Genomic DNA, 19,350 nt, shown 5'->3' on the forward strand with positions numbered 1-19,350 from the left:
GACGAAAGATGGAGACTGTGAACTTAATAGAATTAACAAAGGATATTAAAGATCAACATACAAACTTCGTCGTTTCAAATATAAACAGTCATTGCTTACGAATCGCTGTATTTACTGGTGAATATGATTGGCACTATCATTCTAATTCGGATGAATTATTTATTGTGTTAGAGGGAGAATTACTTATTGATTTTGAAGATGGAGAAACAGCGGTTTTAAAGCCAAATGATTCAATCTTAATTCCAGCATGTAAGATTCATAGAACGAGAGCATTAAAGAGAACTGTAAATCTTTGTTTTGAACATATAGAGGCGGATACGATTAAAGTGGAGCAATTATGAAAAAATTATCCGTAGCCGAGTATAGAAAAATCCTTCCGATTTTAGAAAGTCATACAAAAACGACGACGTTTGCTTATGCGGTATGTGATCAAGTGATAGATGGTGAGGTTTTTGCAAACGAGAAATTAACAGCAGGACTAATTCGTACAGCTAACGGTATTTATTATTTATTTGGTGATACTGATGATCAAAATTATAACGAAGATTTATTTTCTTTTATAAAAAAGGCTATTGAAAAAACAGAGAAGAGATTTACATTGTTCTCTTCGAGTAACGAGTGGGAAATGATGATAGAAGAACGTTTTAGTCATGTACTTCGAAACATTCCGCGAATGAAATTTCAAAGCGTAACCTTTGAAGAGAGAAAACGAGATTGTAACAAAAATACATATGAAGTGAAGCGTATTGATAGAAGAGATATAGAACGAAGCAGTGAATTTACAGAGGAGTACTACAAAGAATATTGGGGATCAAAAGAAACGTTTTTAAACGGTGGTTTTGGATTTTGTATAGAACTAGAAGGAATGATTGTAGCGGAATGTGTTTCAATATTTAGTGGGAACGGATTTGCTGAAATTGATATTGTGACGCATAAAGCATATCAAGGGAAAGGATTAGCCCAAGCTGTTGCAGCAAGGTTTATTGAACATTGCATACAAAATGATATTATACCGTGCTGGGATTGTTATGTAGACAATATTCCTTCGCAAAAATTAGCTAGTAAATTAAGTTTTTATCATCCAATAGAATATAGATTGTTTGTACGTAAGAAAACGGGGGAATAAAAATGAATGTGGAGTTAACGAGATTTAAAGTGAAACAAGATAAAAGTCATCGTGTAGATGAATGGATGCAGCTTCTGAATGACAATATGAAAGAAGTACTTTTGACATTAAACGACGAAAAGATGTACGTTGAGACAATTTTCCGGGAAATAAGAGATGGAGAAGAGTACTTATATTGGTATTCTGTGCAAGGAGAAGCTGGTATTTTTGTCGAAAATTCGCATCATGAAATTGATAAAAAGCACTTAGCATTTTGGTATGAATGTATCGATGAAGAAGCACCGTCTATTGATATGAAAACAGAAGTTGTTATGATTCAAGATGTTGTGAAGGACGCGATGAAATAATAGATTGGTATTTTATAACCGTAAAATGGTCATCTTTTTGGTTGGAATATATATTATTGGAGATGCTGTAGGATGAGAATTAGTAATAAATATATCACTCTCGATGAAATAGAAGTAATAAGAGAACCTTTAAATAAATTGCATGAATATCATAATAATACATCAAGGCATTTTTCTGGTGACTATCCAAGAATGACATTTGAGGAACGTATTGAAATTTATAAACAAAATTCAAAGTATGGAGAGTATAGAATTGAATTATTAGTTGAGGCGGAAACAGATAATATATTAGGATGTTGTATAGCGTATAGCAAAAGTGTAAACGGAAAGATTGAAGTTTTATTCGTTGATGAAAGATACCGAAGAAACGGATTTGGTTTGAAATTAATGAATAGTGCAGTGGAATGGTTTAAAGCGAAGAAGATAGATGAAATTGAATTAACAGTAGTGTACGGAAATGAAGCTGTATCGTTTTATGAAAAGCTGGGGTTTTATCCTCGTTCAATTATTATGGAAACTAAGTCATAACGATAGTATGGAGAGAGATGAGTGAGAGTTTTTGTTTCAAAAAAGTGATTTATATGTTAATAAAATATATGTGAAGGGCGCATCAAAATAGATGTGCTTTTTATTATGATAAAAATGTAGAACAGCTGTATTTGGATATCTTTAAGTAAAAATAAAAGGGATATTAGAATCTTTTAGGACAAACTATAAAGAAATAAAAAACACCAAACCAAAAGACCTACCAATATACGGTGTAGTCGTAACAGGCAAAACAGAGGATTTACAAAGTTTACAAGGAGCACCATATATTAAGGCTGCTGTAAGAGGTGTAACAGTTGAGAAATATTGATTACAAGCAATTAATGTGAATAATCAGAAAATTTATGTTATAATATGGGAAAAGGAGGTTTATATGAGGCAAATACATGGAGCAATTTATATTTACATAACAATGTTTTTCGTGGCGGTATCCTATGGATTGGGGCACGTGTATTCGCATCCTATACTAACTTTTTTAAGCGGAGCATGTATGGCGTTTGCGCTTCTTGTCCACCTTTTCTCAGTTTGGATCGTGAAATTTCAATTAAATATTAGTGAAATAGAAGAAGGCACTTTTTGAGTGGCCTTCTTTTTTTAATAATATTTTGGAAGTTCTTGTAGCAATTTTTCAATTTCGCATTCTGTTTCTTCACATATAGAAAGCTTGCGCAGTCTGAAAAATAAGCTGCGTAAGAAAGATTTTATATTTCCGTATAGAAACTCGTATGATTCAATATGTAATGTTTGTTTTTGAACGGGTAATTGAGCTACTAAATCACGAAGGGCTAATATGAGTGCTTCTTCCTTTAAGCCATTTTGTAGCATTGCGACAATCGGATAAACGATACGTTCATCTTCTTCATATTTGTAATAGATGGAATGAACACAAACTTTGTTTAATAAAGTTTGTAATATTTCTTGGTAATATAAAGTTTCCAGTTTAGGACTATTCACAAGCGCCTCAAATGTATCAGAAGCATGAGCGATACTATGTGCCCAGCCGTGTTTTTGCACATATCCACGGAAATCATGTTCGTTGTTCATATATAGAATTAGTTGATCTTTTACATTTGAAATATCAGTCTGTGATAAGAAATTATGATTTGTATCAGCATCAATAATGAGGGCAATTAATAATGTTGTAAATGCTCGGGTAAATACCGCATCTTCATCATCTGAATGAATCTTATACAATAAATATTTTTCACCGATGCTTTCTAATAATAGTTTCTGTAATTGTGTGTGTGAAAGATATTCCTTCTTGATGAGATGAAAAAAAGTAGAGTAGATGAGTTTGTCCCTTAAATAGCTATCAGTATCGCCAATTTGCTCAAGCATATTGGAACTTAAAGAATCAATGTTAAGTGTGTTATCCAGTATGTAATTATTATTACGAATTTCTTCTAACTGTTGTTGTAACATATAAACCCCCTATTTTAGAAAATTCTGTATTTTAATAGTATAATAGAAGGAAGAAATAGACAATAAATAAGTGCATTTGAATGGAGGGGCATGATGAAGAGAGCGTTATTCTTTTTCATTAGTATTTTCTTTTTAGGAAGCTGCTCGATTTGGTATTTTACTTTTTCTAGCGAGAGCAAAAGTTGGACTGGACAATATAAAGGGCATATTAAGGATGACAGTGAAGATGGAATGTTTACGTTTCAATATAAGGGCGGGGATGGAAAGACAGAATTTAAAAACTTAGAGATTGCTATTAATGGAGCCTTTAGTACAATGACACAAACGTCAGAAGTTCATAGAGGAGCAAAGGTTGAAATGAAGTCTTCTTGTGTAAGTTGCGCGCCTATCTCTAAAGATGAACCTATAGAAGTTGTGATTAAATGGGATGATAAGTATGAGGAGAAGATGGTGTTAAATTTGAAATAGCCTAGAGTAAGGAGTTAAAAATGAATAGGCATATGAAAATTGTTATGTTTTTAAGTGTATTTCTAGTCGTATTATCAGCGTGTGATACAAAACAAGTAGAGCAAGTAACGGTAAAAGAAGTACCTAAAGAAGGGTATATCATATTAAGAAATGACACGATGTTTTTTGCCGATGATAAAACGGTTGAAACAAAAGTAGAGTTGCAACATTATATAGAACAACAAATGAATAAAGAGCATCCAGCACATATAGTCTTGAGCTTTAAGGACAAAGACGCATATAAACAGTTAAAAACAGGGGATAAAATAAAAGTATGGTTTTCTCAAATACTTGAAAGTTATCCAGCAAAAATGATTGTAGAGAAATTTGAAATAGTAGGGAAATAGAAAAAGGCAGCACTCCCGCTGCCTTTTTCTATTATTTTACAAATTGTAACTCTTTCGGGAATTTCGTTAAAATTTCTGATCCGTCTTTTGTGATGTAAATATCATCTTCAATACGAACGCCACCTACGTTTGGTACGTAAATACCAGGTTCGATTGTGAAGACCATACCTTCTTTTAATGGAGACTCGTTACCAGCTTTTACATCTGGATATTCGTGTACGCTAATTCCAAGTCCATGACCAAGTCGGTGTGGGAAGAAGTCTCCGTAACCTGCATCTGCGATAACAGAACGAGCAGCGTTGTCGATTGCGCCAAGTGTAACACCTGGTTTACATGCTTCAACTGCTTGTAGTTGTCCAGCAAGTACAGTGTTGTAAATACGAGTTTGTTCTTCAGAAATCTCGCCGAATGCCACTGTACGTGTAATATCAGAGCAATAACCGTCAATGATTACGCCTAAATCAAATAGTACGAAATCACCGCGTTTCATTTTGTTTGCGCCAGGAATACCGTGTGGAAGAGCTGAGTTCGCACCTGCTAATACCATCGTATCAAATGACATTTTATGTATGCCTTTTGTTTTTAATTCGTGTTCAATAATTGCTAATACTTCTAGTTCACTACGATCTTCTTTAATTGCATTTACACCAACTTCAACAGCATAGTCCGCCATTTTAGCTGCTTCGCGTAAAATAGAAAGTTCTTTTTCATCTTTAATTAAACGAAGTTCGCGAACTTTCTCCTCAGCTGATTTGAAAGCTGCATTTGGGAATAATTTCGTTAATTCTTCGTAGCGCTCTACGTTTAAATGTTCTTTTTCAATTGCAACTGCATTTGCATTGATGCCGCGGTCTTTAATTGCTTTTGCAATCATATCCCATGGTCTGTCAGTATCAGTAAATCCGATAATTTCATGTGCCCAGCCAGCGTTACGTGCTTGACCTTCTTCCATTTTAGGGCAAATTAAAATAGGTTCTTTTTCTTGGAATACAAACATACCAAGTAATCTTTCGTGTGGTTCACAGTGGAAGTTTGTCATGTAGAAGACGTTTGGTGTAGAAGTTAAGAACGCAGCTTCTACGTTTTTTTCTTTTAGCCATTGCATTAAATTTTCTAATCTAGCATTCATCGATTGGCACCCCCGAGATATTTAATTACAAATATAACTTTAACTCGGAAGAAAGTGTTATGACAAGTAAATAGATGTTAGAAAAGACAGGGAATTGAAAAATCATGTAGAATACAAAGTGAGAATGTGAATAGGGGAGGAATGTAATAATGAAAGTATCTTATCATGGACATTCAGTTGTGAAAATTGAGGCGAATGAAAAAGTTATTTTAATTGACCCGTTTTTAACAGGTAATCCGAAAACAGATTTAAAAGCTGAAGATGTAAAAGTGGATGCAATTCTTTTATCGCATGGACACGGTGATCATGTTGGAGATACAGTAGAGCTTGCGAAGAAAAATAATGCAGTTGTTGTAGCGCCATTTGAACTAGCAACATTTTTAAGTTGGCAAGGTGTAAATACACACCCGATGCATATTGGGGGTTCACATGAATTTGACTTCGGAAAAGTGAAGTTTACACAAGCATTCCACGGTTCTAGTTATATTGATGAAGCAAATAAGACGATTACATATACAGGTATGCCAGCAGGTATTTTATTTACAGCAGAAGAGAAAACTGTATACCACGCAGGAGATACTGCACTATTCTCTGATATGAAGTTAATTGGGGAATTAAATAAAGTTGATCTAGCATTTTTACCAATTGGTGATAATTTCACAATGGGGCCAGAAGATGCTGTACTAGCGGCAAAATGGATTAATGCGAAAACTGTTGTACCGATGCATTACAATACGTTCCCAGTTATTGAACAAGATCCATATCAATTTGTAGAAAAGCTACAAAATTGTACAGGGAAAGTATTAGAAGCTGGAGAAAGTATTACACTATAGAAAAGAAACCCTTCATTTGAAAAGAAAAGTGAAGGGTTTTTTACGTGTGTAGGACAGCTTTTAATGCTTGTATTTGTTTTGGTGATTCTTCTCTTTTGGTACGTGGTTGTTCAGGTGTTTCATTCAATTCCATTGCAACTTTTTTCCCATCTACGAAAGCTAAAAATACAGCACCTACAACCTCTAAAAGTTTTTTCATCATGTGTTCGCTCCTCTGTTTTATTTCTTGTCTTAATTGTATAGGCAATTAAGTGGGCGAACTATCGAATGAGATGACAATAGCATTACATTGTTGTAATAGAATGACTGGTGGAATGTAAGTGTCATTTTGTTATAAAAAAAATAGTACAGGTATGCAAAGAGAGAGTGTAACAGTTTTGAAAATATAGTATACTGAAAGTACAACACATGAAGAATTTAGGGAAAAGAAAGTATGGTGAAACCATTTGGCTACCAAGCATAACCAAATTTTAGAACATATTAATAGCCTGCCAGTAGGCCATAAAATTTCTGTAAGACAAATTGCGAAAGATTTGAGTGTAAGTGAAGGTACCGCTTACCGTGCAATTAAAGATGCAGAAAATAAAGGATATGTTAGTACAATTGAACGTGTCGGAACAATTCGAATTGAACAAAAGAAGAAAGAGAATATCGAAAAACTGACATATGCAGAAGTCGTTAACATTGTCGACGGTCAAGTACTTGGGGGCAGAGAAGGACTACATAAAACATTAAATAAATTCGTAATCGGAGCTATGAAATTAGAAGCGATGATGCGCTATACAGAAGCTGGGAATTTACTCATTATTGGTAACCGTACCAATGCACATGAATTAGCGCTAGAAACTGGAGCCGCTGTATTAATTACGGGCGGATTTGATACGGAAGATCATGTGAAGAAATTAGCAGACGAATTAAAGCTGCCGATCATTTCAAGTAGCTACGATACATTTACGGTCGCAACGTTAATTAATCGTGCAATTTATGACCAACTTATTAAGAAAGAAATTGTACTCGTTGAAGATATTTTAACGCCAATTGAAGAAACGTTATATTTAAAGCCGAGTGATACAGTACAGCAATGGCATGCATATAACGAAGAGACAATGCACGGAAGATATCCAATTGTCGATGAAAGTAACAAAGTACTAGGAATCGTAACTTCAAAAGATATGATCGGAGTAGCGAAAGAAACACCAATTGATAAAGTAATGACAAAACACCCAATTACAGTGAACGGTAAAATGTCTGTCGCAGCTGCGGCACGTATGATGGTGTGGGAAGGAATTGAATTACTTCCTGTCGTTGAGGAAGGAAACAAACTGCAAGGTATTATTAGCCGTCAAGATGTACTTCAGGCACTGCAAATGATTCAACGTCAGCCACAAGTTGGAGAAACCATTGATGATATTGTAACGAATCAATTTATGACACCAAAAGAAGCGAAGAATGAGCATCTATATCAATTTTCGGTGACGCCGCAAATGACGAACTCAATCGGGACGTTATCGTACGGTGTATTTGCAACAATTGTGACAGAAGCGACAAATCGCGTCATTCGTGCGCAAAAGAAGAGTGATTTAATTGTTGAAAACTTAACGATTTATTTCGTAAAGCCGGTTCAAATTGATAATGTTGTATCTGTTCATCCGAAAGTATTAGAAATTGGACGTAAATTTGGTAAGGTCGATGTAGAGGTGCATCATGAAGGTAATGTTGTTGGAAAAGCATTACTTATGGTTCAGTTAATCGATAAATAAAAAGATGGAACAAATCGTTTTGATTTGTTCCATCTTTTTTTGTTGTTTTAAATTTGAAAGGCATGATTTTAGATGGGAGTTTTAGTGAAATATGTATGGGATGGAGTGGAAAAGTAATGTGAGAAAAGACGGAATAATAATTCAATTCAGTTGTATATTGTGTTATGATTACATTGTAAGAAAATGGAATCGTGAGAGGTGGTATGCATTATGTCGTCAGCCGTACTCTTTTTTGGTAGTATCGCACTATTTTACTTTCTTGTAATGATACCGATTCAATATTTATATTTACAAGGTTTACATGAAAAAAAGGAAAAGACAGGATTATCTCAGCGAGAGCTATATGAAAAAATGTCTTTTGGAGAAGAACAATTACATTTTCACGTACAAGGGAACCCATTTAATATACCATCTGCGTTTGTTGCGTATATGATTTTGAAAGTTAAGGGACGTAAAAAAGCATCACAATATTGATGCTTTTTTACGTTGCTTCATAGACTTCAGCTTCTTTAACTGCTAATGGCAAGAAATGTTTGTATTGGCGAAACCCGTTAAATACACTTGCACTACCAAATAGAACGAATAAAACACCAACGATAATACGAGCGGTTGAAAGTTCTAAAAAGAATTGGTTTATCCCGAAAAATAAAACGAATGAACCGAGTGCCATTGCGGATTTTCCTGAGAGCCAACCTTTCTCCATTGGGCGGTTTGTACGAAAGTATTTTGTTTTGTAAAAGAGGTACAACATAAATGAGACGATAATACAGAAGACTAATACTGGCATAATGAACACTCCCATCGCTTTGTGAAAAATAATAGAAAAGAAAAAGAAATATCTAAACTTTCTAACTTTTATTATAAAGCAATTGTTCGCATGTATGAAATACTTTCCGTTATAATGGAGGATAAAGTGAAGAAGTTGATTAAAAAGGAGATTATACATATGCATGAGCAAATTTTAGGAGCAATTAAAGAGTTTGATACAATTATTATTCATCGCCACGTGCGTCCGGATCCAGATGCGTTAGGTTCACAGGGTGGTCTTGGTACAATTCTACAAGAATCGTTTCCAGAGAAAAATATTTATACGGTTGGGTACAATGAGCCGTCACTAGCATACTTACGAGTAATGGATGATATTGAAGATAGTGTATACGAAAATGCGCTTGTTATTGTTTGTGATACTGCGAATCAAGAACGTGTTGACGATCAACGCTATACAAAAGGGAAGATGTTAATTAAAATTGATCATCATCCAAATGAAGATCCATATGGAGATATTACGTGGGTAGATACGACAGCGAGTTCTACAAGTGAAATGATTTATGAGTTTTATAACTATGGGAAAGATAAAGGATTAAAAATAACAAAAGAAGCAGCCCGCCTTATTTTAGCAGGAATTGTTGGAGATACAGGTCGTTTCTTATTCCCGAATACGACAGCAAAAACACTTCGTTACGTAAGTGAGCTTGTTGACATGGGTGTGAAATTCACAGATTTATACAATGAGATGTATAAGACAAAAGAAAAAATTGCTCGTTTAAACGGTTATATTTTACAAAACTTTACGATGGTAGAAGAAGGAGCAGCTTACATTAAATTAACGAAAGAAGTATTAGAAGAGTTTGATGTACTTCCTTCTGAAGCATCTGGTGTTGTTGGAGCGCTTGGCAATATTGATGGATTAAAGGCGTGGGTTCTATTTTTAGAGGAAGACGACGTAATTCGTGTTCGTCTTCGTTCAAAAGGACCAGTTATAAACAAATTAGCAATGCAATATAACGGCGGGGGGCATCCGATGGCTTCTGGTGCGAAGGCATCTTCTTGGGAAGAAGCGGATCGTCTTTTTGCTGATTTACGTGAGATTTGTAAATAAGAGACTATATGTTAGAACGAAAAGAAGGAGCGGCGCTAAAGCCCTCCTTCTTTATTTTTCTTTCTCTATAGTAATGCTAATTTCAAGCACTGTATCAAAAGATATTGTATCGACTTTAAAACGGTATAGCCGATCGTAATGTTTGTACGTTTTATTTTCGATTACCTTTTTAAGTAGGTCTTTATTTTTTGCGATACTTTGAATGTTTTTCGTTAAAAGATGTTGGAGGTCATTATGGATAGATGTAGTCATATTTTCGAGTGTGAGATTGTCTAAATCGTATTTTTCTCGATTGATAAGTTTTATTTTAATCTCTTGAATGGTTAAGAGCCGTTTATTTTCAGTGTTCAATTTTTCTTGATCTTCGAGAAGGACGTGGAGCTTTGCTTCTTGTTTTTCTATAATTTCTCTTTGTTCTGCTATTTTACTAGCTTGTTCTTCTTGAAAAACACCGTATATGTACAAAAAAATAAACCAGCTCAACACGCCTCCAACAGCAGCCCCAGCTAATACTAAGTACCATCTTTTTGCTGTATTGGCACTTGGTACTCTCATACATGTTCCTGAGTTAGCCATTTAATAATAATGAGACCTGTTTGCATACCACCAGTTGCGAAAAAAATAAGGAGAATTTGCTTTACGATATCTTTCATATCTCCGCCAAAGAAACTTCTTTCAAAGCTATAAAAGGTATCGAATGTTCCGCCGATTGCTGCAACGAGTGCCCAAATTCTTAAATTTTGGGCGAATTGATTAATGTAAGTTAGAGCTGGTTTTCCGATAAGAAACGCACCAAATCCACCAATTAATGAACCGCCAAGTATAACCCCAAAGGCAATAAAATAACTAATAATAAGCAGAGAGAAAAAAGTATGTTCTCTTACATCCATCGTCATTCCCCTTTCTTCTTCTTCATATATATGGACAAAGTATAAGAAGTATGTTTTGATTTCCGCTTTCCTCATCACCTATAATAAAAGTAGTCAAATAGGTAAAGAGAGGGTACAACAGTGAAGTTTGTGCATTTACAATGTCAAACCGTTTTTAGTTTATTAAAAAGTGCTTGTAAAATTGATGAGCTTGTAGTCAGGGCGAAAGAACTCGGTTTTTCATCGCTGGCTATTACGGATGAAAATGTTATGTATGGCGTTATTCCGTTTTATAAAGCATGTAAGAAACATGGTATACAGCCTGTTATTGGATTAACCGCTTCTATTTTTAGTGAAGAAGAAGAAAGGTCTTATCCGCTTGTATTACTTGCTGAGAATGAAATAGGCTACCAAAATTTATTAAAGATTTCTAGCAGTATTATGACAAAGTCCAAAGAAGGTATTCCTAAGAAGTGGCTTGCGCATTATGCGAAAGGATTAATTGCAATTTCACCAGGTAAAGATGGCGAAATTGAGCAATTATTACTAGAAGACAATGAGAGTCAGGCTGAAGAAGTAGCTCGCACATATCAAAATATGTTTGGCCATTTTTATATGAGTTTGCAGCATCATGCGATTCAAGATGAGTTGCTTTTACAAGAGAAACTACCTGAATTTATTAGTAGGGTTAATATTCCAGTCGTTGCAACAAACGATGTGCGCTATATCAATCAAAGTGACGCGCTTGTTCACGAATGTTTACTATCTGTTGAAAGTGGAACGAAAATGACTGATCCAGATAGGCCGAGGCTGAAAACAGATCAGTATTATTTAAAGTCATCGGATGAAATGGAAGCACTATTTTCCCATGCGCCGGAAGCAATCCAAAATACAATAAAAATTGCAGAGCGTTGCCAAGTAGAAATACCGTTCCATGTAAATCAACTTCCGAAGTTTCCTGTTCCGTCTAATGAAACGAGTGATATATACTTGCGTCGTGTTTGTGAAGAAGGTTTGCGGAAACGATATGGTGAACCGAAAGAAGTGCATATAAAGCGTTTGGATCATGAATTAAATGTTATTTCTCGTATGGGATTTAGTGATTATTTCCTCATCGTATGGGATTTTATGAAGTATGCACATGAAAATCATATTCTAACAGGACCAGGTCGTGGATCGGCAGCTGGTTCACTCGTTTCATACGTATTAGAAATTACAGATATTGATCCAATTGAATACGATCTATTATTTGAAAGGTTTTTAAATCCTGAACGTGTGACGCTTCCCGATATTGATATTGATTTTCCAGACGTAAGACGTGATGAGATGATTCGCTATGTGAAAGATAAATACGGTCAGCTCCGTGTTGCGCAAATTGTAACGTTTGGTACGCTTGCAGCAAAAGCGGCAATTAGAGACATTGCCCGCGTAATGGGGCTTCCGCCGCGAGATATTGATATATTTTCAAAACTTATCCCATCAAAGCTTGGTATAACGTTAAAAGATGCATATGAAGAATCACAATCACTTCGTGAGTTTATACAAGGGAATCTTCTGCATGAGCGTGTATTTGAAATCGCAAAACGTGTAGAAGGTTTACCACGTCATACGTCTATTCATGCGGCTGGTGTTATTATGAGTCAAGAACCGCTAACAGGAAGTGTAGCAATTCAAGAAGGACATAACGATGTTTATGTTACGCAATATCCAGCCGATGCGCTAGAAGAACTTGGGTTGCTTAAGATGGACTTTTTAGGATTACGTAATTTAACGTTACTTGAAAATATTATAAAATTTATCGCGAACAAAACAGGGAAAGAAATCGATATAAGAAACTTACCTCTTCAAGATGAAAAGACGTTCCAATTATTAGGGAGAGGGGATACAACGGGTGTATTCCAACTTGAGTCGGGTGGTATGCGAAATGTACTTCGCGGGTTAAAACCGAATGAGTTTGAAGATATCGTAGCTGTTAACTCGTTATACAGACCAGGACCGATGGAACAGATACCGACTTTTATTGAATCGAAACATGGAAAAAGAAAAATTGAATATTTACATCCGGATTTAAAGCCAATTTTAGAAAGAACATACGGCGTCATTGTATACCAAGAACAAATTATGCAAATTGCATCGAAGTTAGCTGGTTTTTCGCTCGGAGAAGCAGATTTACTGCGCCGTGCGGTGAGTAAAAAAAATCGTGATATTTTAGATCAGGAACGTAAGCATTTCGTCCAAGGATGTTTGCGAAATGGTTATGATGAGACATCCGCAGAGAAAATTTATGATTTAATTGTAAGATTTGCGAATTACGGTTTTAACCGAAGTCACGCTGTAGCTTACAGTATGATCGGATATCAGCTTGCCTATTTGAAAGCGAATTATACGCTGGAATTTATGACGGCATTATTATCAAGCGCAATTGGAAATGAAGATAAGATTGTACAGTATATACGAGAAACGAAGCGGAAAGGTTTTCACGTTTTGCCACCGTCTCTTCAGAGGAGTGGCTACAACTTCCAAATAGAAGGGAATGCGATACGTTACAGTTTACTTTCGATCCGAAATATTGGAATGGCTACAGTGACGGCATTATTAGAAGAACGAGAGAAAAAAATGTTCGAAGATTTATTTGAATTTTGTCTTCGTATGCCGTCAAAGTTCGTAACGGAGCGTAATTTAGAAGCTTTCGTCTGGTCGGGATGTTTTGACGATTTTGGTGTTTCGAGAACGAATTTATGGAAAAGTATTAAAGGGGCGTTAGAGTACGCGAATCTCGCACGTGATTTAGGAGATGCTGTTCCAAAATCAAAATATGTACAAGGAGAAGAGTTATCTTTTATTGAACAACTAAATAAAGAGAAGGAAGCACTTGGCTTTTATTTATCAAGTTATCCGACAGCGCAATATGTGAAGTTAGCAAAAGAATTAGAAATTCCATCTCTCGCTCAGGCGATGCGACACAAGAAAAAAGTACAAAGAGCTATTGTGTATATAACAAGTGTGAGAGTGATTCGTACGAAAAAGTTTCAAAAGATGGCATTTATTACATTCTGTGATCAAAATGATGAAATGGAAGCGGTCCTCTTCCCGGAAACGTATATACATTTCTCGGATAAGTTGCAAGAAGGAGCAATTGTTTTAGTTGACGGTACGATTGAGCTAAGAAATCATAAGCTGCAATGGATTGTAAATGGACTATATCCGCTAGAGGAAATGGATGTTTATGAAGAAAAGAAAGACGCATCTGTTTACGTGAAATTGCCGTCTCAGTATGAGAAAAAGCTTTTAAATCAGGTTACGAAAATATTGTTCGACTATTCAGGTTTTGCGAAAGTACTAATTTATTATGAAAAGGAACATAAAATGGTACAATTATCTCGGAGTTTATCGATTCATCCAAGTGAAGAATGTTTAGGAGCACTTCGTGAAATTGTCGGGGAAGAAAATGTAGTTGTGAAAATATAATGGACAATTTCCCTACACTTCGATTATTATAGTAGTAGTGTTCGTGGTCAGACCACTTGGAGAAATTGATATCAGCAAGAATAATTTGAGGAGAGTGGATAGTTTGTCAACACTTCGTGAAGAAGCACTTCACATGCATAAAGTGCATCAAGGAAAATTAGAAACTGTATCAAAAGTAAAAGTAGAAAATGCAAAAGATTTAAGTCTTGCATATTCTCCAGGGGTTGCAGAACCTTGTAAAGAAATTTATGACGATAAAAGTAAGGTATATGAATATACGATGAAGGGAAATATGGTAGCAGTTGTGACAGATGGAACAGCTGTACTTGGTCTTGGTAACATTGGACCTGAAGCATCTCTTCCAGTAATGGAAGGTAAAGCTGTATTATTCAAGAGCTTTGCTGGTGTAGATGCATTCCCAATTGCCTTAAATACAAACGATGTAGATAAAATTGTTGAAACTGTAAAATTAATGGAGCCAACTTTTGGCGGCGTTAACTTAGAAGATATCGCAGCACCAAACTGCTTCATTATTGAAGAGCGTTTGAAAAAAGAAACAAATATTCCTATCTTCCATGATGATCAACACGGAACAGCTATTGTAACAGTAGCAGGTCTTGTAAATGCACTGAAATTAGTTGGAAAGAAAATGTCTGACATTAAAGTTGTCGCAAATGGCGCAGGTGCAGCAGGTATTGCAATTATTAAACTTTTATATCGCTATGGTGTACGCGACATTATTATGTGTGACCGTAAAGGCGCAATCTATGATGGTCGTCCTACAGGTATGAATCCGGTGAAGGATGAAGTTGCAAAATATACAAATAAGAATCGTATAGAAGGTTCTTTAGCTGATGTTGTACAAGGTGCGGACGTATTCATTGGTGTATCTGCAGAAGGTGCATTAACAGAAGAGATGGTTCGTACAATGAATGACGATGCGATTATTTTTGCAATGGCGAATCCAGTTCCAGAAATTATGCCAGAATTGGCAAAAGCAGCGGGCGCAGCTGTTGTTGGAACAGGTCGTTCTGACTTCCCGAACCAAGTAAATAATGTACTGGCGTTCCCTGGTATTTTCCGCGGTGCACTTGACGTACATGCGACACAAATTAACGAAGAAATGAAGATGGCAGCTGTACAGGCTATTGCTGAGCTTGTAGCAGAAGATGAGTTAAATGCAGACTATATCATTCCGGCACCATTTGACGCGCGTGTAGCGCCTCAAGTAGCGGCTTACGTTGCAAAAGCAGCAATGGAGACAGGAGTAGCTCGCCGTCAAGTAGATCCAAATGAGATCGCTGAAAAAACAAAACAATTAGCGCTGATTGGTAAAGAATAAGCGAGGAATTTCCATTGACATCATCAAATACAAAAGTATATCTCGAAATTGTAAAAAAAATCCGTTCCATTATGGAAGAGGATGGTTTGGTGGCGGGGGATCGTTTGCCGTCTGAGCGTGAGTTAAGTTCACGCTTAAACGTAGGACGTTCCTCTGTAAGAGAAGCATTGCGTGCTTTAGAACTGGTAGGATTGATTGAAACGAGACGTGGTGAAGGGACGTTTATTCGAAACTTTTATGATAACGGTCTTGTACAATTAATTGCTCCGTTCTTATTGCAAGATGAGAAAACAATTCGTGATTTATTACAAACGAAACGATTACTTGAGAAAGATATGATTCGAATTGTATGTAATTTACCGAAAGAAACGTTTTCTAAAGTACTAAGTAGATTACACCAAGTACTTGAAGGAAATGAAAGCTCAGTCCCAACGCTTCATCAAACGTTCTTTAAAACACTTATTGAACAAGTCGATAATTATTTACTATATCGCATTTGGATGATCGTAAATGATTACGTAGCAACTCTTTCTTGTAAAGTTTCAAGAGATTCTATCGATATGTATAGAAAGCTTTATGCTACTTTGGAAGAAAAACAAGAAAATGATGCACTAAAAATTTACGATGAATTAGTAGAGAATATACAGTTTCACTCGTAATGTATAAAATTTGTCGAAATGACCATGACACGTTATGACAAACATTCTACCGCGTAGCGGTTAAAGTTAAACGTAAAGAGTGAGGTTATTAGACAGATTGAGAAGATAAGGCTAACATCAAACTTTGGTGTTAGCCCCATTTTCTTCTTACGCTAACCTTAGCTCTCAACGAAGGGGGTCAAATTGTGCTAAGAGATTTATTCGTGAAAAAGAAAAAGTACGCTGCAATACCTTCAGAACAAGTACGAAAAGATGTACCAGATGGCGTTATGACAAAATGTCCGGAATGTAAAAAAATCATGTATACGAAAGAACTTCTAAAAAATTTAAAAGTATGTGTGAATTGTGGATATCATCATCCTATGAATGCATGGGAACGTCTTGATAGTATATTGGACGAAGGGTCATTCCGTGAGTATGACAAAGAAATGGTTTCATTAAATCCACTCGAGTTTCCAGGTTATGAAGAGAAACTAGAGAGCGATCGTAAGAAGACTGAATTGAACGAAGCGGTTGTAACTGGTGAAGGAACAATTGATGACATGCTTGTTGTTGTTGCAGTAATGGATTCTCGTTTTCGAATGGGGAGCATGGGCTCTGTAGTAGGAGAAAAAATCGCCCGTGCGGTTGAAAAGGCGTACGACTTACAAGTTCCATTTATTATCTTTACTGCTTCGGGTGGTGCCCGTATGCAAGAAGGTATATTAAGTTTAATGCAAATGGCAAAAACAAGCGTAGCTTTGAAAAAGCATAGTAATGCAGGAGGATTATTTATTTCTGTTATGACTCACCCAACGACGGGCGGGGTTTCAGCGAGTTTCGCTTCACTTGGTGATTATAATCTTGCAGAACCAGGTGCACTTATCGGATTTGCTGGTAGACGTGTAATTGAACAAACGGTGCGTGAGAAACTACCAGAAGATTTCCAAACGGCAGAATTCTTACTAGATCATGGTCAATTAGATGCGGTGGTGCATCGTGATGATATGAGAGAATCACTTCGCAAGATTTTAGAAGTTCATCAAGGAGGGGAAATGGCTGTATGGCAGAGCTAGAATTTGAAAAACCAGTTGTTGAGCTAAGAAATAAGATTCGTGAACTGAAAGACTATACGAAAAACAGCCAGATGGACTTCAGTGAGGAGATTCGTATTTTGGAAGAAAAGCTAGAAAATTTAGAGGAAGATATATACGGCAATCTGAAAGTATGGGACCGTGTTCAAATTGCTCGTCATGCAGAACGACCGACAACGCTCGATTATATTGAGCACTTATTTACTGATTTTTTCGAATGTCATGGAGATCGTCTATTTGGCGATGATGCAGCGATTGTCGGCGGCATTGCGAAATATAAAGGGATGCCTGTAACTGTAATTGGGCATCAGCGCGGAAAAGATACGAAAGAAAATATTCGCCGTAACTTTGGAATGCCTCATCCAGAAGGATATCGAAAAGCATTACGTTTAATGAAGCAGGCGGAAAAGTTCAATCGTCCTATTATTTGTTTTATTGATACGAAAGGAGCTTATCCTGGTAAAGCTGCTGAAGAACGTGGTCAAAGTGAAGCTATCGCCCGCAATTTATTTGAAATGGCAGGTTTAACGGTACCTGTTATTTGTATCGTTATCGGCGAAGGTGGTAGTGGTGGTGCGCTAGGCCTTGGAGTTGGAGATTACATTCATATGCTAGAAAATTCCACTTATTCTGTTATTACACCAGAGGGTGCAGCGGCAATTCTTTGGAAAGATGCAGGAAAAGCAAAGGAAGCTGCAGAGGCAATGAAAATTACAGCAGCAGATTTGAAAGAATTAGGTGTAATTGACGAAATTATTCCAGAAGCAAGAGGCGGAGCTCACCGTAATATTTTGAAACAGTCAGAAAATATAGACTTAATGATTCGAAAAACTTTTGAACAATTAAACGGAATTTCGAAAGATGAATTAATCGAAAAACGTTATGAAAAATATATGAAAATTGGGCAAGTTTCGTTTTCAAACGCTTCCATTTGGATAAAATAAGAAAAGCGTGCGTTCCACTTCGCGAATGCACGTTTTTATTATGAAAAGACACATCTTCTCCATTGTATTTTTATATTTTTTCGTGTTATTTTATTATAAGGCAAATAATCTTTATGAGGTGAGTACAAATGAAACGTATTGGTGTATTAACAAGTGGTGGAGATTCACCTGGTATGAATGCTGCCATTCGTGCAGTTGTTCGTAAAGCGATTTTCCATGATATTGAAGTATATGGTATTTACCATGGATACGCTGGATTAATTTCTGGTCACATTGAAAAATTAGAACTTGGTTCTGTTGGCGATATTATCCACCGCGGTGGTACAAAATTATATACAGCAAGATGTCCTGAGTTTAAAGATCCAGAAGTACGACTAAAAGGTATCGAGCAATTAAAGAAACACGGTATCGAAGGACTTGTTGTTATTGGTGGAGATGGTTCTTACCAAGGCGCTAAAAAATTAACTGAACAAGGATTCCCATGTGTTGGTGTACCAGGTACAATCGACAATGATATCCCTGGAACAGACTTCACAATTGGTTTCGATACAGCTTTAAACACTGTTATTGATGCAATTGATAAAATTCGTGACACAGCTACATCTCATGAACGTACATATGTTATCGAAGTAATGGGACGTCACGCTGGTGATATCGCATTATGGGCTGGTTTAGCTGATGGTGCGGAAACAATCTTAATTCCAGAAGAAGAGTATGACATGGATGATGTTATCGCTCGTCTGAAGCGTGGTAGTGAACGTGGTAAAAAACACAGTATTATCGTTGTAGCTGAAGGTGTTGGAAGTGCAATTGACATCGGTAAGCACATTGAAGAAGCAACAAACTTTGATACTCGTGTAACTGTATTAGGTCACGTACAACGTGGTGGATCACCAAGTGCACAAGACCGTGTATTAGCAAGTCGTCTTGGCGCAAGAGCAGTTGAATTGTTAATTGCTGGTAAAGGCGGACGTTGTGTAGGTATTCAAGATAACAAACTTGTTGATCATGACATTATCGAAGCGTTAGCTCAAAAGCATACAATCGATAAAGATATGTATCAATTATCTAAAGAATTATCCATCTAATCGGCGTAATG

23 protein-coding genes and 1 pseudogene are annotated in these 19,350 nt (G+C 36.3%); 18 read left to right on the forward strand and 6 right to left on the reverse strand.

Annotated features, from left to right (window positions below; translation table 11 throughout):
* The first annotated feature begins 8 nt into the window (after positions 1 to 8).
* The 6 genes and pseudogenes from MR107_RS03925 (at position 9) to MR107_RS03950 (ending at position 2,599) form a co-directional block, all read left to right on the forward strand.
* The gene (locus MR107_RS03925; protein WP_242292070.1) at positions 9 to 341 is read left to right on the forward strand and encodes a cupin domain-containing protein; all 333 of its coding nucleotides are present in this window, start codon (positions 9 to 11) and stop codon (positions 339 to 341) included.
* A complete protein-coding gene (locus MR107_RS03930; RefSeq protein ID WP_000736747.1) occupies positions 338 to 1,126 on the forward strand; it encodes a GNAT family N-acetyltransferase in 789 nt (262 codons plus the stop codon). The genes MR107_RS03925 and MR107_RS03930 overlap by 4 nt, the downstream gene beginning before the upstream one ends.
* 2 nt (positions 1,127 to 1,128) lie before the next feature.
* Entirely contained in the window at positions 1,129 to 1,473 is a 345-nt protein-coding gene (locus tag MR107_RS03935) for a DUF6176 family protein (RefSeq protein ID WP_059303410.1), read from the forward strand.
* Between the two features lie 72 nt (positions 1,474 to 1,545).
* Positions 1,546 to 2,001: a GNAT family N-acetyltransferase gene (locus MR107_RS03940; protein ID WP_001222930.1), complete on the forward strand. Its 456-nt coding sequence runs from the start codon at positions 1,546 to 1,548 to the stop codon at positions 1,999 to 2,001.
* 138 nt (positions 2,002 to 2,139) lie between these two features.
* Positions 2,140 to 2,329 (forward strand): annotated as a pseudogene (locus MR107_RS03945) (anti sigma factor C-terminal domain-containing protein); the annotation flags it as partial.
* 63 nt (positions 2,330 to 2,392) lie between these two features.
* Entirely contained in the window at positions 2,393 to 2,599 is a 207-nt protein-coding gene (locus tag MR107_RS03950; protein ID WP_001248908.1) for a hypothetical protein, read from the forward strand.
* A 14-nt stretch (positions 2,600 to 2,613) separates the two neighbouring features.
* Here MR107_RS03950 and MR107_RS03955 read toward each other — a convergent pair whose 3' ends face one another.
* The gene (locus MR107_RS03955) at positions 2,614 to 3,441 is read right to left on the reverse strand and encodes a DUF2785 domain-containing protein (protein WP_086402150.1); all 828 of its coding nucleotides are present in this window, start codon (positions 3,439 to 3,441) and stop codon (positions 2,614 to 2,616) included.
* 93 nt (positions 3,442 to 3,534) lie between these two features.
* On the opposite strand from MR107_RS03955, the gene MR107_RS03960 reads away from it, so the two are divergent.
* Positions 3,535 to 3,909 carry a hypothetical protein gene (locus MR107_RS03960; RefSeq protein ID WP_000816717.1) on the forward strand — a complete coding sequence of 125 codons (375 nt, stop codon included), beginning with the start codon at positions 3,535 to 3,537 and terminating at the stop codon, positions 3,907 to 3,909.
* A gap of 20 nt (positions 3,910 to 3,929) precedes the next feature.
* A complete protein-coding gene (locus tag MR107_RS03965; protein WP_001079377.1) occupies positions 3,930 to 4,295 on the forward strand; it encodes a DUF3221 domain-containing protein in 366 nt (121 codons plus the stop codon).
* Positions 4,296 to 4,326: 31 nt separating this feature from the next.
* Here MR107_RS03965 and pepQ read toward each other — a convergent pair whose 3' ends face one another.
* A complete protein-coding gene (pepQ, locus tag MR107_RS03970; protein WP_000994026.1) occupies positions 4,327 to 5,424 on the reverse strand; it encodes a Xaa-Pro dipeptidase in 1,098 nt (365 codons plus the stop codon).
* Positions 5,425 to 5,573: 149 nt separating this feature from the next.
* Between pepQ and MR107_RS03975 the strand changes: the two genes are divergently transcribed.
* Positions 5,574 to 6,257 (forward strand): metal-dependent hydrolase, encoded by a 684-nt coding sequence (locus MR107_RS03975; protein ID WP_000868918.1) that lies wholly within the window; start codon positions 5,574 to 5,576, stop codon positions 6,255 to 6,257.
* Between the two features lie 40 nt (positions 6,258 to 6,297).
* On the opposite strand, the gene MR107_RS03980 is transcribed toward MR107_RS03975, so the two are convergent.
* A complete protein-coding gene (locus MR107_RS03980; protein ID WP_000976303.1) occupies positions 6,298 to 6,459 on the reverse strand; it encodes a hypothetical protein in 162 nt (53 codons plus the stop codon).
* A 244-nt stretch (positions 6,460 to 6,703) separates the two neighbouring features.
* Between MR107_RS03980 and MR107_RS03985 the strand changes: the two genes are divergently transcribed.
* Complete coding sequence (locus tag MR107_RS03985) at positions 6,704 to 8,017, forward strand: CBS domain-containing protein (RefSeq protein WP_000201572.1); 1,314 nt, start codon at positions 6,704 to 6,706, stop codon at positions 8,015 to 8,017.
* 210 nt (positions 8,018 to 8,227) lie between these two features.
* Positions 8,228 to 8,491: a DUF3949 domain-containing protein gene (locus tag MR107_RS03990; RefSeq protein ID WP_000093045.1), complete on the forward strand. Its 264-nt coding sequence runs from the start codon at positions 8,228 to 8,230 to the stop codon at positions 8,489 to 8,491.
* Between the two features lie 7 nt (positions 8,492 to 8,498).
* Here the strand turns inward: MR107_RS03990 and MR107_RS03995 are convergent, their stop codons facing one another.
* Positions 8,499 to 8,804 (reverse strand): YtpI family protein, encoded by a 306-nt coding sequence (locus MR107_RS03995; protein WP_001144776.1) that lies wholly within the window; start codon positions 8,802 to 8,804, stop codon positions 8,499 to 8,501.
* Between the two features lie 159 nt (positions 8,805 to 8,963).
* Here MR107_RS03995 and MR107_RS04000 point away from each other — a divergent pair, with 159 nt between their 5' ends.
* Positions 8,964 to 9,896 (forward strand): DHH family phosphoesterase, encoded by a 933-nt coding sequence (locus MR107_RS04000; protein ID WP_000545136.1) that lies wholly within the window; start codon positions 8,964 to 8,966, stop codon positions 9,894 to 9,896.
* Positions 9,897 to 9,947: 51 nt separating this feature from the next.
* Here MR107_RS04000 and ytrI read toward each other — a convergent pair whose 3' ends face one another.
* Positions 9,948 to 10,451 (reverse strand): sporulation membrane protein YtrI, encoded by a 504-nt coding sequence (ytrI, locus tag MR107_RS04005; protein WP_001265736.1) that lies wholly within the window; start codon positions 10,449 to 10,451, stop codon positions 9,948 to 9,950.
* Entirely contained in the window at positions 10,448 to 10,864 is a 417-nt protein-coding gene (locus tag MR107_RS04010) for a YtrH family sporulation protein (protein ID WP_137073875.1), read from the reverse strand. Before MR107_RS04010 ends, ytrI begins: the two co-directional genes overlap by 4 nt.
* Before the next feature lie 42 nt (positions 10,865 to 10,906).
* Here MR107_RS04010 and dnaE point away from each other — a divergent pair, with 42 nt between their 5' ends.
* The 6 genes from dnaE (at position 10,907) to pfkA (ending at position 19,339) form a co-directional block, all read left to right on the forward strand.
* Complete coding sequence (gene dnaE / locus MR107_RS04015) at positions 10,907 to 14,233, forward strand: DNA polymerase III subunit alpha (protein WP_000673728.1); 3,327 nt, start codon at positions 10,907 to 10,909, stop codon at positions 14,231 to 14,233.
* Positions 14,234 to 14,366: 133 nt separating this feature from the next.
* Positions 14,367 to 15,575, forward strand: coding sequence for an NADP-dependent malic enzyme (ystJ, locus tag MR107_RS04020; protein WP_161508111.1), 1,209 nt, complete (start codon positions 14,367 to 14,369; stop codon positions 15,573 to 15,575).
* A gap of 14 nt (positions 15,576 to 15,589) precedes the next feature.
* Positions 15,590 to 16,234 (forward strand): FadR/GntR family transcriptional regulator, encoded by a 645-nt coding sequence (locus MR107_RS04025; RefSeq protein WP_000204448.1) that lies wholly within the window; start codon positions 15,590 to 15,592, stop codon positions 16,232 to 16,234.
* 185 nt (positions 16,235 to 16,419) lie between these two features.
* Entirely contained in the window at positions 16,420 to 17,289 is an 870-nt protein-coding gene (gene accD / locus MR107_RS04030) for an acetyl-CoA carboxylase, carboxyltransferase subunit beta (protein WP_000942856.1), read from the forward strand.
* On the forward strand, positions 17,277 to 18,251 hold the full coding sequence (gene accA, locus MR107_RS04035; RefSeq protein ID WP_000818804.1) for an acetyl-CoA carboxylase carboxyl transferase subunit alpha: 975 nt from the start codon (positions 17,277 to 17,279) through the stop codon (positions 18,249 to 18,251). Before accD ends, accA begins: the two co-directional genes overlap by 13 nt.
* Positions 18,252 to 18,379: 128 nt before the next feature.
* Complete coding sequence (gene pfkA, locus MR107_RS04040) at positions 18,380 to 19,339, forward strand: 6-phosphofructokinase (protein WP_000821157.1); 960 nt, start codon at positions 18,380 to 18,382, stop codon at positions 19,337 to 19,339.
* Positions 19,340 to 19,350: the final 11 nt, after the last annotated feature.

Origin of the sequence: Bacillus cereus group sp. BfR-BA-01441 (assembly GCF_022663075.1) — a bacterium.
GTDB lineage: Bacteria > Bacillota > Bacilli > Bacillales > Bacillaceae_G > Bacillus_A > Bacillus_A cereus.

Excerpts from the sequence above, each read along its gene's own strand:
- MR107_RS03975 (WP_000868918.1), top strand. The coding sequence starts at position 5,574 with ATGAAAGTATCTTATCATGGACATTCAGTTGTGAAAATTGAGGCGAAT.
- MR107_RS03990 (WP_000093045.1), top strand. The coding sequence starts at position 8,228 with ATGTCGTCAGCCGTACTCTTTTTTGGTAGTATCGCACTATTTTACTTT.
- pepQ (WP_000994026.1), bottom strand. The coding sequence starts at position 5,424 with ATGAATGCTAGATTAGAAAATTTAATGCAATGGCTAAAAGAAAAAAAC.
- MR107_RS03955 (WP_086402150.1), bottom strand. The coding sequence starts at position 3,441 with ATGTTACAACAACAGTTAGAAGAAATTCGTAATAATAATTACATACTG.
- MR107_RS03940 (WP_001222930.1), top strand. The coding sequence starts at position 1,546 with ATGAGAATTAGTAATAAATATATCACTCTCGATGAAATAGAAGTAATA.
- accA (WP_000818804.1), top strand. The coding sequence starts at position 17,277 with ATGGCAGAGCTAGAATTTGAAAAACCAGTTGTTGAGCTAAGAAATAAG.
- MR107_RS03965 (WP_001079377.1), top strand. The coding sequence starts at position 3,930 with ATGAATAGGCATATGAAAATTGTTATGTTTTTAAGTGTATTTCTAGTC.
- MR107_RS03950 (WP_001248908.1), top strand. The coding sequence starts at position 2,393 with ATGAGGCAAATACATGGAGCAATTTATATTTACATAACAATGTTTTTC.
- MR107_RS03925 (WP_242292070.1), top strand. The coding sequence starts at position 9 with ATGGAGACTGTGAACTTAATAGAATTAACAAAGGATATTAAAGATCAA.
- MR107_RS03930 (WP_000736747.1), top strand. The coding sequence starts at position 338 with ATGAAAAAATTATCCGTAGCCGAGTATAGAAAAATCCTTCCGATTTTA.
- MR107_RS03935 (WP_059303410.1), top strand. The coding sequence starts at position 1,129 with ATGAATGTGGAGTTAACGAGATTTAAAGTGAAACAAGATAAAAGTCAT.
- MR107_RS04000 (WP_000545136.1), top strand. The coding sequence starts at position 8,964 with ATGCATGAGCAAATTTTAGGAGCAATTAAAGAGTTTGATACAATTATT.
- pfkA (WP_000821157.1), top strand. The coding sequence starts at position 18,380 with ATGAAACGTATTGGTGTATTAACAAGTGGTGGAGATTCACCTGGTATG.
- MR107_RS03980 (WP_000976303.1), bottom strand. The coding sequence starts at position 6,459 with ATGATGAAAAAACTTTTAGAGGTTGTAGGTGCTGTATTTTTAGCTTTC.
- ytrI (WP_001265736.1), bottom strand. The coding sequence starts at position 10,451 with ATGAGAGTACCAAGTGCCAATACAGCAAAAAGATGGTACTTAGTATTA.
- MR107_RS03995 (WP_001144776.1), bottom strand. The coding sequence starts at position 8,804 with ATGCCAGTATTAGTCTTCTGTATTATCGTCTCATTTATGTTGTACCTC.
- MR107_RS03960 (WP_000816717.1), top strand. The coding sequence starts at position 3,535 with ATGAAGAGAGCGTTATTCTTTTTCATTAGTATTTTCTTTTTAGGAAGC.
- ystJ (WP_161508111.1), top strand. The coding sequence starts at position 14,367 with ATGCATAAAGTGCATCAAGGAAAATTAGAAACTGTATCAAAAGTAAAA.